The organism is Aminobacter sp. MDW-2 (genome assembly GCF_014250155.1).
GTDB classification, from domain to species: Bacteria; Pseudomonadota; Alphaproteobacteria; order Rhizobiales; family Rhizobiaceae; genus Aminobacter; species Aminobacter ciceronei.
Genome location: NZ_CP060197.1, coordinates 4,353,883 through 4,368,006, shown reverse-complemented (window position 1 = coordinate 4,368,006; position 14,124 = coordinate 4,353,883). Strand labels below are relative to the sequence as shown.

11 protein-coding genes are annotated in these 14,124 nt (G+C 65.1%); 3 read left to right on the top strand and 8 right to left on the bottom strand.

Going from position 1 to position 14,124, the window contains the following annotated elements; genetic code table 11:
• Positions 1 to 8 precede the first annotated feature (8 nt).
• From glpD to H5P29_RS21515, 8 genes are all read right to left on the bottom strand, one after another.
• Positions 9 to 1,538: a glycerol-3-phosphate dehydrogenase gene (gene glpD, locus H5P29_RS21550; protein WP_067966742.1), complete on the bottom strand. Its 1,530-nt coding sequence runs from the start codon at positions 1,536 to 1,538 to the stop codon at positions 9 to 11.
• Positions 1,539 to 1,944: 406 nt separating this feature from the next.
• Positions 1,945 to 3,237 (bottom strand): NCS2 family permease, encoded by a 1,293-nt coding sequence (locus H5P29_RS21545; RefSeq protein ID WP_067963201.1) that lies wholly within the window; start codon positions 3,235 to 3,237, stop codon positions 1,945 to 1,947.
• A 303-nt stretch (positions 3,238 to 3,540) separates the two neighbouring features.
• Positions 3,541 to 4,650: an ABC transporter ATP-binding protein gene (locus H5P29_RS21540; RefSeq protein ID WP_154385418.1), complete on the bottom strand. Its 1,110-nt coding sequence runs from the start codon at positions 4,648 to 4,650 to the stop codon at positions 3,541 to 3,543.
• Positions 4,647 to 5,576 (bottom strand): PfkB family carbohydrate kinase, encoded by a 930-nt coding sequence (locus tag H5P29_RS21535; protein WP_154385417.1) that lies wholly within the window; start codon positions 5,574 to 5,576, stop codon positions 4,647 to 4,649. Before H5P29_RS21535 ends, H5P29_RS21540 begins: the two co-directional genes overlap by 4 nt.
• Positions 5,577 to 6,593, bottom strand: coding sequence for an SIS domain-containing protein (locus tag H5P29_RS21530; protein WP_154385416.1), 1,017 nt, complete (start codon positions 6,591 to 6,593; stop codon positions 5,577 to 5,579).
• 5 nt (positions 6,594 to 6,598) lie between these two features.
• Positions 6,599 to 7,444 carry a carbohydrate ABC transporter permease gene (locus H5P29_RS21525; RefSeq protein ID WP_154385415.1) on the bottom strand — a complete coding sequence of 282 codons (846 nt, stop codon included), beginning with the start codon at positions 7,442 to 7,444 and terminating at the stop codon, positions 6,599 to 6,601.
• Positions 7,444 to 8,328, bottom strand: a complete 885-nt coding sequence (locus tag H5P29_RS21520; RefSeq protein ID WP_154385414.1) for a carbohydrate ABC transporter permease — start codon at positions 8,326 to 8,328, stop codon at positions 7,444 to 7,446. The genes H5P29_RS21525 and H5P29_RS21520 overlap by 1 nt, the downstream gene beginning before the upstream one ends.
• A 70-nt stretch (positions 8,329 to 8,398) precedes the next feature.
• Positions 8,399 to 9,634, bottom strand: a complete 1,236-nt coding sequence (locus H5P29_RS21515) for an extracellular solute-binding protein (RefSeq protein ID WP_154385413.1) — start codon at positions 9,632 to 9,634, stop codon at positions 8,399 to 8,401.
• Between the two features lie 239 nt (positions 9,635 to 9,873).
• Between H5P29_RS21515 and H5P29_RS21510 the strand changes: the two genes are divergently transcribed.
• From H5P29_RS21510 to H5P29_RS21500, 3 genes are all read left to right on the top strand, one after another.
• Positions 9,874 to 11,088: an ROK family transcriptional regulator gene (locus tag H5P29_RS21510; RefSeq protein ID WP_154385412.1), complete on the top strand. Its 1,215-nt coding sequence runs from the start codon at positions 9,874 to 9,876 to the stop codon at positions 11,086 to 11,088.
• Between the two features lie 278 nt (positions 11,089 to 11,366).
• Positions 11,367 to 12,719 carry an 8-oxoguanine deaminase gene (locus tag H5P29_RS21505; RefSeq protein ID WP_154385411.1) on the top strand — a complete coding sequence of 451 codons (1,353 nt, stop codon included), beginning with the start codon at positions 11,367 to 11,369 and terminating at the stop codon, positions 12,717 to 12,719.
• A 65-nt stretch (positions 12,720 to 12,784) separates the two neighbouring features.
• Positions 12,785 to 14,119 carry a uracil-xanthine permease family protein gene (locus H5P29_RS21500; protein ID WP_246670784.1) on the top strand — a complete coding sequence of 445 codons (1,335 nt, stop codon included), beginning with the start codon at positions 12,785 to 12,787 and terminating at the stop codon, positions 14,117 to 14,119.
• The last annotated feature ends 5 nt before the right edge of the window (positions 14,120 to 14,124 follow it).

The window sequence follows — 14,124 nt, the reverse complement described above, 5'->3', positions numbered from 1 at the left end:
GGGCAGGCCTATTCTGCCGCGGCGTTGTGCACGCCTGGGCTCATTCCATGCAGAAATTCGTCGAGTGCCGCGGCCTGCTCTTTGCTGAGCTTCAGCCCCCGCTTGGTGCGCCGCCACAACACGTCCTCGCCGCTCACCGCCCATTCATGGGCGACGAGATAGCGGACCTCGGCCTCGTAGAGATCGGCGCCGAAATTGCGCCCGAGATCGGCTTCCGACTTCGCCAGGCCGAGCAGCGTCCTGGCGCGTGTGCCGTAGAGCCTGGTCAGGCGGCGGGCGAGGCGCATATCGAGGAAGGGGTAGGCAGCCTTGAGCTTGACCACTTCGGCGTCGAAGCCGGTCGCCTCGAACTCGCCGCCCGGCAGGGCGGCGGTTGCCGTCCAGGCCTTGCCCCTCTTGCCCAGCTGCTTCTCGATGATCTCGAGCATGGATTCGGCAAGGCGGCGATAGGTGGTGATCTTTCCGCCGAAGATATTGACGATCGGCGCGCGGCCTTCGCCGCCATCTGATTTCAGCACATAGTCGCGTGTCGCTTCCTGGGCCTTGCTGGCGCCGTCGTCATAAAGCGGGCGGACGCCGGAATAGGTCCAGACGATGTGTTCGGGTTTCACCGGCTCGGCGAAATATTCGCTTGCCGCCTCGCAGAGATAGGTGATCTCGGCCTGGCTGATCCTGGCGGTGTGGGGGTCGCCTTGATAATCCTGGTCGGTGGTGCCGATCAGGGTGAAGTCTTCCTCGTAAGGAATGGCGAAGATGATGCGCCCGTCCTTGTTCTGGAAGAAATAGGCGCGCGGATCGTCGAACTTCTTCGCCACCACGATGTGGCTGCCCTGGACGAGGCGGACATTGTGGACGTTGTTCTGGCCGACGGTTTCGGTCAGCACATGGTCGATCCAGGGTCCGGCGGCATTGACGATGAGCCGCGCCTTGACCTCTTCGACCTGGCCGCTGCGCAGGTCCTCGACGCGGATGTTCCAATGGCCGTTGTCGCGGCGCGCGCTCGTCACCTTGGCCCGGGTGCGGATGACGGCACCCCTGTCGGCGGCGTCGCGGGCATTGAGCACGACCAGCCGTGCATCGTTGACCCAGCCGTCGGAATATTCGAAGGCGCGCGCAAACATCGGCTTCAGCGGCTTGCCGGCGACGTCGCTGTGCATGTCGAGCGTGCGTGTCGGCGGCAACAGCTTGCGGCCGCCAATATGGTCGTAGAGGAACAGGCCGAGCCGGATCAGCCATGCCGGGCGCAGGCCCTTGGCATAGGGCAACACGAAGCGCATCGGCCAGATGATGTGAGGCGCGTTCTTCCACAGCACCTCGCGTTCCATCAGCGCTTCGCGCACCAGGCGGAATTCGTAATGCTCGAGATAGCGCAGCCCGCCATGGATCAGCTTGGTCGAATAGGACGAGGTGCCGGAGGCGAGATCGTTCATTTCGGCAAGGTAGACGGAGTAGCCGCGGCCGACCGCGTCGCGGGCGATTCCGCAGCCATTGATGCCGCCGCCGATAACGAAGATGTCGTGGATTTCTGGTCTGCTCACGCCTTCGCCGCCTTTTCGCACTGCAGCAATTTAAGCACCATTCGAAGCTCGATTTGGATTATTTCGAACTGAAAGTGAATGTCAAACGAAATATATCGCTGATCGCAGGCTGACGTGCTGACGTTGTGTCAGGGGCAGGGGCTTGGCGTGTATCCGTCAGTTTAGACGGCTAAAAGCCTACAAATGGGCGGAATCTTCTGTTTTTTGCCAGGCGAAACACTGTTGCCTCGGGCAATACAGGACAATTCCCGGTTGTGATCTTCGTTTTCAGCCTTCATTGACCAAAACGAAGGCGGAATTTCCGGTGCATGTCGCGGCGGCAGGCGGCGTCTGTGCGGCCGGCTGTGGACAACAAAAAAGCCGGGGCCGCGTCGGCGGCCCCGGCTGCAGATGGGGTTCGGGAAAGTCAGTGGGGGAAGAAGGCGAAGCGAATGACGAACAGGATCGCCACCAGCCAGGTCGCGGCATGGACTTCACCGGGACGGCCGGTGAGCAGCTTGAGCGCGGCATAGCTGATGAAGCCGAAGGCAAGGCCGTTGGCGATCGAGTAGGTGAAGGGCATCATCAGCGCGGTCAGCGCCGCCGGTGCTGCCTCGGTGATATCGGCCCATTCGACCTCGACCAGCTCGCGCATCATCAGGCCGGCGACATAGAGCAGGGCAGGCGCCGTCGCATAGGCAGGCACCGAGCCGGCCAGCGGCGAGAAGAACAGCGCGGCGAGGAAGAGCACGCCGATGACCAAAGCGGTCAGGCCGGTGCGGCCGCCTGCCTGCACGCCCGAGGCGCTTTCGACATAGGCCGTCGTGCTCGAGGTGCCGAGCAGGGAGCCCGCGACGATGGCCGTGCTGTCGGCCAGAAGGGCGCGGCCGAGGCGGTTGGGCTTGCCCGGCTCGATCAGCCCGGCGCGCTTGGCGACGCCGATCAGCGTGCCGGTGGCGTCGAAGACCTCGACCAGCACGAACACCAGGATGACATGGACCAGGCCGGCATGCAGGGCGCCGAAGACGTCGAGCTGCAGGAAGGTCGGCAGGATCGACGGCGGCATCGAGACGATGCCGTTGAACTGGCTGACGCCGAGCGCCATCGAGGCGATGGTGATCACCAGAATGCCGATCAGGATCGCGCCGCGCACCTTGAGCGCGTCAAGGGCCGCGATGATGAAGAAGCCGGCGATGGCAAGCAGCGTCCCGGTCTGGCTGACGTCGCCCAGCGTCACCAGCGTTGCCGGGCTGGCCACGACGATACCGGAGCTTTTCAGCGCGATGATGCCGAGGAACAGGCCGATACCGGCGGCAATGGCGCTGCGCATCGAGTGCGGGATGCCGGCGATCAGCCAGCTGCGCACGCCGCTGACGGTCAGGATCAGGAAGATCACGCCTGAAATGAACACCGCGCCCAGCGCCTGCTGCCAGGAAAAGCCCATGGCGCCGACGACGGTAAAGGCGAAGAAGGCGTTCAGGCCCATGCCCGGCGCCATGCCGATCGGCCATTTCGCCACCAGGCCCATGACCAGCGAGCCGATCGCTGCGGCAAGGCAGGTGGCAACGAACACGGCGTTGCGGTCCATGCCCGTCGACGACAGGATCTCCGGGTTGACGAAGATGATGTAGGCCATGGTCAGGAAGGTCGTGACACCGGCGATCACTTCGGTCCGGACCGATGTCCCTTGTTCCTTCAGGTTGAAATACTTCTCAAGCACTCTTTGCTTCCTCCCAGACGGTTAGGGGGCAGCCTGGTCCTGGCGCAGGCTTGCCGACGCACCCATGCTTTCCCCGCATGGCCGCCGGCGTTTTCCTGCCGAACTCCTGCTGCCCTCTCGTGCCGACCCAGGACGCGTCTTGCGTCTCCACCCCGGACCGGCTTCCGCCAACAAATGGCGCAAGGCATGATTGCCTGCGCAAACGTGGCCTAAATTCTGCCTGATGCAGCCATCGCACAAGTGGCGGTTGCTTTAAGCAGTTTCGCGTTTTTGTTGATGGATTGCGCCCGTTCGGACGATGCCTCAGGCGAGCAGCGCCTGGCCGGTTGCCGGGTCGAACAGGTGCAGCGCGTCGTCGTCGACGGCAAATGCCGCCACGTCACCCTGGCCGACCCTGGCTCTTGGCGCAAGACATGCGGTGAGCTTTTGCGGGCCGATGCGGGCGGTGGCTACCAGTTCGGGTCCGGTCAGTTCGACGACCTCGATTCGCACCGGCAGGGCATGGCTGCCGGCCCGGTCGCCAGCCTTGTCGCCAGCGCCGTCGAGGGAGGCCAGCCGCAGCGCCTCCGGCCTGATGCCGAGCGCCAGCCGCGCCTTGTTTTGGACAAGCGGCCTGAAGCGGTCGGGCAAAGGCAGGCGAACCTCGGATCCGACGATTCGTAGCGCGCCATTGTCGACCTCGACGTCGAGGATGTTCATCGGCGGCGCGCCGACGAAGCCCGCGACATAGAGCGTGGCGGGCTGGTTGTAGATCTCTTCCGGCGTGCCGAGCTGCTCGATACGCCCGTCCTTCATGACAGCGATGCGTGTCGCCAGTGTCATCGCCTCGATCTGGTCGTGGGTGACATAGACCACTGTCGTCTTTAGCATCTGGTGCAGGCGCTTGAGTTCGGTGCGCATTTCGAGCCTGAGCTTGGCATCGAGATTGGACAGAGGCTCGTCGAACAGGAACACCTGAGGCTTGCGCACCAAGGCCCGGCCGATGGCGACGCGCTGGCGCTGGCCGCCCGAGAGCTGGCTCGGCTTGCGGTCGAGCAAGGGCTCGATCTGCAGCAGCCGCGACGCCTCCGCGACGGCTTTCTCACGTTCGGCAAGCGGCACCTTGCGCATCTCCAGGCCGAAGCCGATGTTCCGGCGCACGCTGAGATTGGGATAGAGCGCATAGGACTGGAACACCATGGCGATGTCTCGGTCCTTGGGATGGATGCCGAGGATAGATTTGCCGGCGATGCGGATGTCGCCGCTGGTCGCCTCGGCAAGCCCGGCGATGATGTTGAGCAGCGTCGACTTCCCGCAACCCGACGAGCCGAGCAGCACCAGGAACTCGCCGCTCTGCAAGGCGATGTCGATGCCTTTCAGCGTCTCGACCGCGCCGTAGCTCTTGCGGATGTTCTGGATGTCGAGCGCACTCATGCAAATTCGTCCCTGATCTCGGGCAGCCCGCCATAGAGGCGGGGCAAGGTGGAAATGGCGCGCGAGGCAACCTGCACGCCGGCCGTCAGGCAGGCAGCGAGCGGCCGGTCGCCGGCAAGGGCCGCCAGGAAGGCGGCATTGAAGACGTCGCCGGCGCCGATCGTGTCGATGACAGTGACGACGGGGGCTGCCACCGACACCAGGGCGCCGTCGGGACCGATGGCGACCGCGCCGTCCGGACCGCATTTGATGACAAGGATGGCGCCTTTGGGCATGCTGCGCCACAGGGCGACGGCGGCTGCGGCCGGACTGTCGAGGCCGGCAAGCGTCGTTGCCTCGACTTCGTTCAGCAGCGCACAGTCGCAATGCGCAAGCCATGTCCGCGTCAGGGCGCAGTTCTCGTCCGTCCAGCCGGCGGGCGGCCAGCCGGTGTCGAGCACGACCGAAATGCCGTGGCCATGCGCCCAGTCGAAGAAGGCGTCGTAGTCGCGCGTGAAATCGGTGGTCAGGAACGCGCCGCACAACAAGGCATAGCCGCCGGAAAGCTGCGCCCCGTCGAGCACCGAAAGCACATCGGCCAGGCTGAAGCGGGGCAGGTGGCCATGAGTGGTGAAGAAGGTGCGTTCGCCGTCAGGATGGGTGATGCCGACTGACAGAGTCGTGCTCTCGGCAGCGATGGGCCATCTGGCTGCACGATCGCCGAAGGCATCGCGCAGCCACAGGCCGAACTGGTCGTTGCCGACATTGGCTGCGATCTCGAAGTCGACGCCGAGCGCCTCCCAGGCAAGGGCGCTGTTGCCGGCCTGGCCGCCGACACGCAATTCGTCATGGTCGACGATGATCTCCGTTCCCGCCCTCGGCCAGGGTGCTGTCGGCCCGAGGATGAGGTCGACATTGACGTTGCCGATGACAGCAAGCGGCCGCATTCATTCGCTCCGCGTGATCTTGGTCGAACGCACCGGCGTGCCGGCGTCGTCGACACGGGCATCGGCAAAGGCGATCATCAGGCGCTGGGCTGTCGGCAGCATGGCAAAAATGGCATCCATGCCGGTTGCAGGCCTGAAGCCAAGCGTGGTTGCTCCCGCCACCGGCGCCGCGCCGGAGGAATCGAAGATCACGACGGCAGCACCGGTCTCGACGGCCGAGACCGCCATGGCGGTGACGAGCGCCGCCGTCGGGTCCTTGCCGCGGAACAGCACGACCCCGATTCTGGGTCCGAGCATCTCCATCGGCCCATGCCGCAGTTGCCCGCCTTCGAGCGAAAAGCACGGGCGCCGCGACAGCTCGGTCAGGCCGAGCGCCAGCGCCTCGGCAACACCCTGCAGGCGCCGCCCCGAGGTGACGACGGTGTCGACATCGGCCAAAGCCTTGAGTGCTGGCCCGACATCGACGATTTCGGGCATCTGCAGGGCGACAAGCGCCCCACCAGGATGTTCGCCAAGGGCGGCGAGAATGGCGAGGTGAAGCGAAAGCGTCACCGTCAGGCTGCGGGTCGCGGCAAAAGCCAGCTCGGTGCCGCCGACGCCGACCAGCGAGGGTGCCGTCCGGGCGAGGAACGAGCCGGCCTCCAGCGTCAGCCCGAAGGTCTCGCCATTGCCGCCCGTCTCGGTGAACCAGCGCAGCACCTCGGCGCTTTCGCCCGACTGCGACGTCATGATGACAGTGCGGCCATCGAGTGAAAGCCCCTGGCCGAGCTGCTCCGACAGCGGCAGGGCAATGGCGTCGATGCCCAGTGCGCGATAGAGCGGCTCGACCGCCCGGCCGACCGCGTGCGAGCCGCCCATGCCGAGGAGTAGCAGCCTGCCGGTCCTTTCAAGCGAGGCGGCGACCCGGGCCGCCATGCCTGCGTTTTCGGCAAAGGAGGCCAGTGCGTCGCCATTCTGCCGTGCCATTTCGCGGTCGATGGCCACGAGGCCTAGAGGTCTGGGCTTCGGTGAGGTCATTGTCGTCATCCTTTCACGCCGCCGCTGGTCAGGCCTGAAATCAAAGCGCGCTGCATGACGAGCCCGATCAAAACAGGCGGCAGGGCCGCCAGCACGCCCGCGGTGGCAATCAGACCGTAATCCGAGACGCGGCCTCCGGCGAGGTCGGCGATGGCGACCGTCAGGGTCTTGGCGCGCAGGTCGGAGGTAAACAGAAGCGCATAGAAGAACTCGTCCCAGGCCAAGAGCAGCGCAAACAGGGCCGACGTCGCGACAACGGGTGCTGCCAGCGGCAAGGTGATGATGCGCAGCGTCTGGAACAGGCTGGCGCCGTCGATCATCGCGGCTGCTTCGATCTCGCGCGGGATGGCGTCGAAGCCCGATTTCATCAGCCAGGTGGTGAAGGGGGCGAGGATGGTGAGATAGACCAGCGCCAGGCCGAAGATGTTGTTGAGCATGCCGAAATAGGCCAGGCCCATATAGAGCGGCACGGCGAGCGCCACCGGCGGCAACATGTAGGTGGCGATCACCACCGACAGCGACCAGCCGATCTGAGGCGTGCGCGACACCGCCCAGCCGGCCGGGATGGCCAGCGCGATCGCCGCAATCGTCGCCATGGCGGCGATCCTCAGGCTGTTCCACAGCGAGGCCGTGAAGGCAGCACCCGCGCTGTTTTCGACGGTCGACAGCAGCAAGGCGTAGCGTGAAAAGTCGACCTGTTGCGGCCACCAGCGCAACGGCTTGGCGGAGAGGTCGGCGGCGGGCGAGATGCTCATGACGAACAGCCACAGCACCGGAGCCATGATGACGAGCGCCAGAAGCAGTGCGGCGGCATGGATGAAGATGGTGAAAGCCAGGCTCCTGCGTTCCATCAGCTTGTGCTCCCCGCGGCTTTGCTGACAAGGGCCGCATAGGCGACGGCCAGCACGGTGACCAGCAAGGTGACGATCAGCGCCAGCGAGGCGCCCGAGCCGGCGCGCTGGAACGAAAACGCTTCCTGGTAGACCAGGATCGACAGTGTCCTGGTCGAATTGGCCGGCCCGCCACGGGTCATCACCCAGATCAGGTCGAACACCTTGAACGCCTCGATGGTGCGCAGCACCAGCGCCACCAGAAGTGGGCCGACGAGATAGGGCAGGATGACGAAGCGGAAGCGCGCGAGCGGTCCGGCGCCGTCGACCATCGACGCCGCGGTGATGTCGCGCGGCACGGCCTGCAGGGCGGCAAGGGCAATGAGGGCGACGAGCGGAAAGTTCTTCCAGCAGTCGGCGACGATCAGCGCCGCAAGTGCGGCGTTGGGCTCGCCGAGCCAGGAGCGGTAGGCGTCGAGCAGGCCGGCCTGGGTCAGTGCCGCGTTCAACGCGCCATATTCAGGATTGTAGATCAGCCGCCACAGCGTGGCGTTGACGACCGTCGGCAGCGCCCAGGGCAGGATCATCAGCGCGCGCAGCATGGTTCGGCCGTAGAACTGCTGGTTCAACAGCAGCGCCGCAAGCACGCCGAGCACCATCTCGGCTGCCACCGAGACGACCGCGAACCATGTCGTGGTGACAAGCGTGCGCTGGAAGTTCGCGCCGGTCAGAATCTTCACGTAGTTGTCGAGGCCGACGAAACTGCCCTCGGTGCCGACGAGTTTGGCGTCGGTAAACGACAGGCGGATCGTGTCGACGAGGGGCCAGCCGATGACTGATATCATGACCGCGAGCAGCGGCAGCATCAGCAGCCATGCCCGGGTCGTCATCCATGAGCCCGACATGAGGCGCCTTTTGACTTGATACGACGGGGCCGGGCGGCCGCAGCCGCCCGGAAAATTGGGGCAGTAAAGCTTAGAGACCGCTGTTTTCGGCAGCGCTCTTGAGCGCGTCTTCGGGTTTTGCCTGGCCGAGCAGCGATTCCTGGATCGCCTGCTGCAGCGCCGTCGACAGCTCCTGGTATTTCGGCGTGGTCGGGCGCGGATACATCGCGGCGAGCCCGAGTTTGGCGGCGGCGATCAGCTCTTCCTGGCCCTTGGTCACAGCTGGATCGTCATAGGACGAGGCCCAGATCGGCAGGGAGAGCTTGGCATACTGGTTCTGGGTTTGCTGCGAGGTCATGAAGGTGATGAACTTCCAGGCTTCCTCGGGATGCTTGCTGGCCGTGGTGATGCCGAGGCCCATCGAGCCGTTGACCGCCGAGACCTCGCTCTTGCCCGCAACGCCAGGTGCCGGCACGACGCCGACCTTGCCCGCGACCTTGCTGTCCTTGGGGTCGTTGGCCATGTTGTACATGTAGGTCCAGTTGAGCGCGAAAGCCGCTTCGCCGTTCTGGAACACCTTGCGCACGTCTTCTTCGAGGAACTCCTTGGAGTTCGGGTTGGTCAGGCCCGAACTGTAGCTCGTCACCATGTAGTTCAGCGCGTCGAGACCGCCGCCGCTCTGGAAGGCCGGCTTGCCGTCCTTGATGAACTCGCCGCCATAGGCGCTGACCAAGGTGGTGTAGTCGCAGATCGCTGCTTCCGCCTGCGACCAGCTCCACGAGATCGGCGTTGCCAGCAGCCCCTTGTCCTTGATGATCTTGGCCTGCTCGGCCAGTTCGTCCCAGGTCTTGGGCGGGCTCTTGATGCCCGCCTTCTCGAGGATTTCCTTGTTGTAGAACAGGTATTTGGTGTCGAGAATCCAGGGCATGCCGTAAGACTTGCCGTCATAGGTGACGGTGGTCCAGGCGCCTGGAAGCACGCCCTTCTTCATGTCGTCGGTGATGCGCGCGGAGACGTCGACGAGCACGTTGTTGGAGGCATATTCGGCCGGCCAGATGACGTCGAACAGCACCACGTCGTAGCCGCCCGAACCCTGGGCCAGCACTGTCTTGTCGTGCAGGCCTTCGTAAGGCACGAATTCGAGATTGACCTTGATGTCGGGATTGGCCTTGGTGAAGGCTTCAGTCATCGCCCGCACGTCGGCCTCGCTATAGGCGGCCTGGGCCATGAACAGCGCGTTGATCGAGGTTTCGGCAAAGGCATGAGGCATGAAGGCGCCACTGATGAAAGCCGCGCCGAGCAATGTCCTGCTAATCGATTTCAACATTTGATCCTCCATTTCTAGCTTATGCAAATCCGTCCGGCGGCGCGCTTCACGCTGCCGTCTCGCCTGGGAAAGGCACGGGGCCTCGGCCTCGCGATCTGTCGCAAGCGGCTGTCCTGATCGAAAAATGCGGCGGCTCCAGCCGCCGTTGGTTCCCTGGAACTCTCGCGGCTCCTTATTAAGTCAACTGACTTGACTTATTACTTCTGCAATTATCTAGTGGAGTCAAGAGGGGAAAACAGTTGAGCGACATCAGCCCGATCCGCGCCACCAGCGGCACCAACCAGGAGGGCACCAGCGCCCACAACCGCCGTGTGATGATGGACGCGTTGCGGCTCAACGGGGCGCTGTCGCGGGCCGACCTGGCGCGGGCGACACAGCTGACCAAGCAGGCTGTGTCCAACATCGTCGAGGAACTGGAGCGCGACGGTTTCGTCGTCTCGCTCGACGCGGTGAGAAAGGGCAGGGGCCAGCCCTCGACGCCCTACCGTCTGGTGCCCGAAGGCGCCTTTGCCATCGGCCTGCAGATCGACCGCCACCTGACCCGCGCCGTCGCCGTCGACCTCGTCGGCACCGTCCTGGTGCGCGCCGAGGCCAAGCTGCCGCCCGACGATCCGCATGGCGGCGTGAAGATCATTCTCGGCGTGGTCGAGGGCATCAGGCGCGACCTCGCCGCGATCTCGCAGCAGTCGGAAAAGCGCATCGTCGGCCTTGGCGTCGCCATGCCCGGCCCGTTCGGGCTGGAGGAGTTCGGCGACAACAAATGGATGATGCCGGCCTGGCAGAAATATCCGCTGCTGGAGACGCTGGCCGCTGGCACCGGCCTCGACGTCAGCCTGCAGAACGACTCTGCCGCCTGTGCCATCGCCGAGCGCATGGTGGGGGCGGCGCACGGGCTCGATCACGCCGTCTGCCTCTATGTCGGCTACGGCATCGGCGCCGGCCTCATCCTCAATGGCGAGCTCTACCGGGGCGGCAACGGCAATTCAGGCGAAATCGGCATGGCGCTGCTGTCGCCGCGCGGCAGTGATGGTGCCGTGCTCGAGCACCGAGCCTCGCTGGCCTCGCTCTACCAGCACCTCGAACTCGACCCCTCCGAAACGGGCCTCTACCAGCATGTCGAGGCGCTGGCCCTGGCCGAAGACCCGGCACTGATCGCCTGGGTCAGGGACGCCGCCATGGACTTGCGCTGGAGCGTCCAGCTCATCGAGACGCTTTTCGACCCTGAGACCGTGATCCTGACCAGCGGCGCGCCCGAGGCGCTGGCGCGGCTGATCCTCGCGGCGATGCTGCCGCTGCCGCTGTCGATCGCCAACCGGCCGGGACGGACCTTGCCGCGCCTGCAGCTCGGCATCACCGACCCCTGGTCGATCGCCCTTGGCGCTGCCGCCGAGCCGATCGGCCGCGCCTTCGACCCGCGCTTTTCGGCGATCCTCAAGACGCGTTCGGGCGGCTAGCGATTTCGCGCGTCGGTTCCTGATGTGAAAATAATTTGACAGAGAGGCAAAACTGCGTTTGCATCGGCAGGCCTGATGATGCGAGCGCGAGCTTTCGCTCAGGCGGGGAGAGATGCCGTGACAAGGCCGATCTCCCGCACAGCAATGATCAGAGCAGCCCGCTCAACCTACCAGTCGATGACGATCCGGAACTCGCAATTCCAGGGACAGGGCTCATAGCGCGACGAAGCTGAAACCAGCTGCGTCGGAGTGAATGAGAACCGACCTGGAGAAGCTGCATGTCCGTAGACCTGCTCGTCCGTGACGCATATGTGTATGTCGATCGCGGCTGGGAAATCGCCGACGGCTGGATCGCCGTCAAAGACAAGAGAGTTCATTCCCTGGGCAAGGCCGGCGACGAGCCGGTCGCCGCAAGGACCATCTCGGCGCATGGCCGGCTGGTCACGCCGGGACTGATCAACGCCCACCACCACATGTACCAGAACCTGACGCGGTCCTACGCGCCGGTGACCAACGGTTCGCTGTTCGAGTGGCTGACCGGGCTCTACCCGATGTGGGCCGGACTGACCGAGGACTCGGTCTATGCCTCCACCTATGTCGCGATGACCGAGCTTTTGATGGGCGGCTGCACCACCTCGATGGACCACATGTATGTCCATCCCAGGCCGAGGCTGATCGACGCCCAGATCCGCGCCAGCACCGACATCGGCTTCCGTTTTTATGCGACACGCGGTTCGATGACGCGTTCGGTCGAGCATGGCGGCCTGCCACCGGCCTCGGTCGTGCAGCGCGAGGACGACATCCTCGAAGACAGCGTGCGGCTGGTGGAGCGCTACCATGATGCCGGGCCGGGCGCGATGACGCGCGTGGCGCTGGCGCCGTGCTCGCTGTTCTCGGTGACCGAGCGGATCATGTCGGAATCGGCTGGGCTTGCCGACAAATACGATCTCAGGCTGCACACCCACCTCGCCGAGGACCCCGAGGAGGACAGATATTGCGCCGAGGTCTATGGCTGCACGCCGACCGAATATTTCGAGCGCGTCGGCTGGGCCAGCAAGCGCTCCTGGGTCGCGCATTTCATCTATCCCAGTGATGCCGAGATCGGACGCCTCGCACATGCCGGCGTCTGTGCCACCCAGTGCCCCTGTTCGAACATGCTGATCGGCGGCGGCTCAGCCGACGCCATGGGGCTGCGCGCCCGCGGCATGCGTGTCGGCCTTGGCTGCGACGGCTCGGCTTCCACCGACCATGCCTCGATGTGGCTGGAGGCGCGCACAGCGCTGTTGCTCGGACGCTATCGCAACGGCCCGCATTCGATGTCGGCGCGCGATGCGCTCGACATCGCCACGCGCGGCGGCGGCGCCTGTCTCGGCTGGGAGGATGAGATCGGCCATCTCAGGCCGGGCGCCTGTGCCGACCTCGTCGTCTGGAGCATGTCGGATGTGGCGCTTGCCGGCGCCCATAGCGATCCGGTCGAGGCCTGGCTGCGCTGCGGCCCGGCGGTCGCCGGCACGACAGTCGTCGCAGGCAAGGTGCTGGTCGAGGACTGCCGTCCGGTCATGACCGAACTCGGCGACGTGCTGCGCGAGCATGCCCGCCATTCGCGCCGCATGCAGTGCCTCGAGGCCTGACCGTCACCAGCTCATTTCACCTGATGCCGCGCAGGCGGCTCATGCTTCTGGGAGGAGGTATATCAATGACGGATCATGTTCATGCCCATATGGGCGAGCTTGAAGCGGTCGACGGCGTGGTCGGGGACGTCGAGGAGGTCATCCCTGCCAAGCGTCGTTTCGCATTGGGACTGCAGCAGGCGCTGGTGTCCAACGCCTGGCTCGATCCCATATTCATCGCCTCGGTGGCCGGGTTCTCCGCCACGCTGGCGACAAATCTGGTGACCGCGACCTTCCTTGCCGCGGGCGTGGTCACCGTCATCCAGAGCACCAGGCTGGTCCGTTTGCCGGTGGTGCAGGGGCCGTCCTCGGCCTTTTCGCCATTGGCCATCGGTTATTACAAGGCGGGAACGATTTCCGCGGCGAGCCTCGGCCTGATCATCGGCGCGGCACTCGTCTTCCTGGCCGCCATCTGCGGCCAGTTCGCCAGGCTCCGGCGCCTGCTGTCGCCGGCCGTCTCCGGAACCATCATCACTTTGGTGGGCGTGGCGCTGGCGGGTTTCACCTTCATGGAGTTCTTCGGCGGCATCGGCTCGCCGAGTTTTGCCACGGGATCGAGCCTGTTGCTGGCCTGTGTCACGACGGCGGTGGTGCTGGTCAGCGCCGCCTTCGGTGGCAGCTTGCGCATGTTCGGCTTCCTGACGGCGCTGATCGTCGGCGACCTGCTGGCTCTTGGTCTCGGGCTGCTCGATTTCTCCGCCGTCGGCCAGGCACCCTGGCTGGCCTTCCCGAAGCTTCTGCCTTATGGCGCACTGAGCTTCGATCCGGCGATCACCATCACCATGTGCATCGTCTTCGTCGTTGCCGTCGTCGAGGCCATGGGCATGTATGAGGCGACCGCGCGGCTGACCGGCACGGAACTCGACGACCGCCGCGTCAACGCCGGCATAGCAGGTGAAGCCGGCGGTTCGATGCTGGCTGCCCTGATCGGCGGCTTCGGCACCACCGCATATGCCCAGAATCTCGGCGTCATCAGGTTGACCGGCGTTGCCAGCCGGCATGTCGTCCGCGTCGCCGGCTTCATCTTCATCGCTTTGGCATTCCTGCCCAAGGTCGCGGCCGTGCTGGTGGCGACACCGGCGGCGGTTGTCGGCGGGCTGTTCCTGCCTGCGGCGGCAACAGTGGTCATGACCGGCATCCAGATGGCGAGCCAGGACCGGGGTTCGCCCGTTAAGAACATGGTGGCCCCCCTCGGCCTGATGGCGGGCCTGGGCATTCCCGCGCTGGCTGGCGCCCTGTCGGGCGGGCTGCCGCAGATCCTGGGCGAGATGCTTGCGCATTCCATCGTCGTCGGTGCGGTGACCGTCATGGTCGCCGAGATCGTCCTGGTGCGGCTTCCCGAGTTTTTCCGCTCGCGCTGAAGCCG

What these genes read in the sequence shown, in the direction of transcription:
- H5P29_RS21525 (WP_154385415.1), bottom strand. Translation starts at nt 7,444, where the DNA reads ATGGAACGCAGGAGCCTGGCTTTCACCATCTTCATCCATGCCGCCGCA.
- H5P29_RS21515 (WP_154385413.1), bottom strand. Translation starts at nt 9,634, where the DNA reads ATGTTGAAATCGATTAGCAGGACATTGCTCGGCGCGGCTTTCATCAGT.
- H5P29_RS21505 (WP_154385411.1), top strand. Translation starts at nt 11,367, where the DNA reads ATGTCCGTAGACCTGCTCGTCCGTGACGCATATGTGTATGTCGATCGC.
- H5P29_RS21520 (WP_154385414.1), bottom strand. Translation starts at nt 8,328, where the DNA reads ATGTCGGGCTCATGGATGACGACCCGGGCATGGCTGCTGATGCTGCCG.
- H5P29_RS21500 (WP_246670784.1), top strand. Translation starts at nt 12,785, where the DNA reads ATGACGGATCATGTTCATGCCCATATGGGCGAGCTTGAAGCGGTCGAC.
- H5P29_RS21535 (WP_154385417.1), bottom strand. Translation starts at nt 5,576, where the DNA reads ATGCGGCCGCTTGCTGTCATCGGCAACGTCAATGTCGACCTCATCCTC.
- H5P29_RS21530 (WP_154385416.1), bottom strand. Translation starts at nt 6,593, where the DNA reads ATGACCTCACCGAAGCCCAGACCTCTAGGCCTCGTGGCCATCGACCGC.
- H5P29_RS21540 (WP_154385418.1), bottom strand. Translation starts at nt 4,650, where the DNA reads ATGAGTGCGCTCGACATCCAGAACATCCGCAAGAGCTACGGCGCGGTC.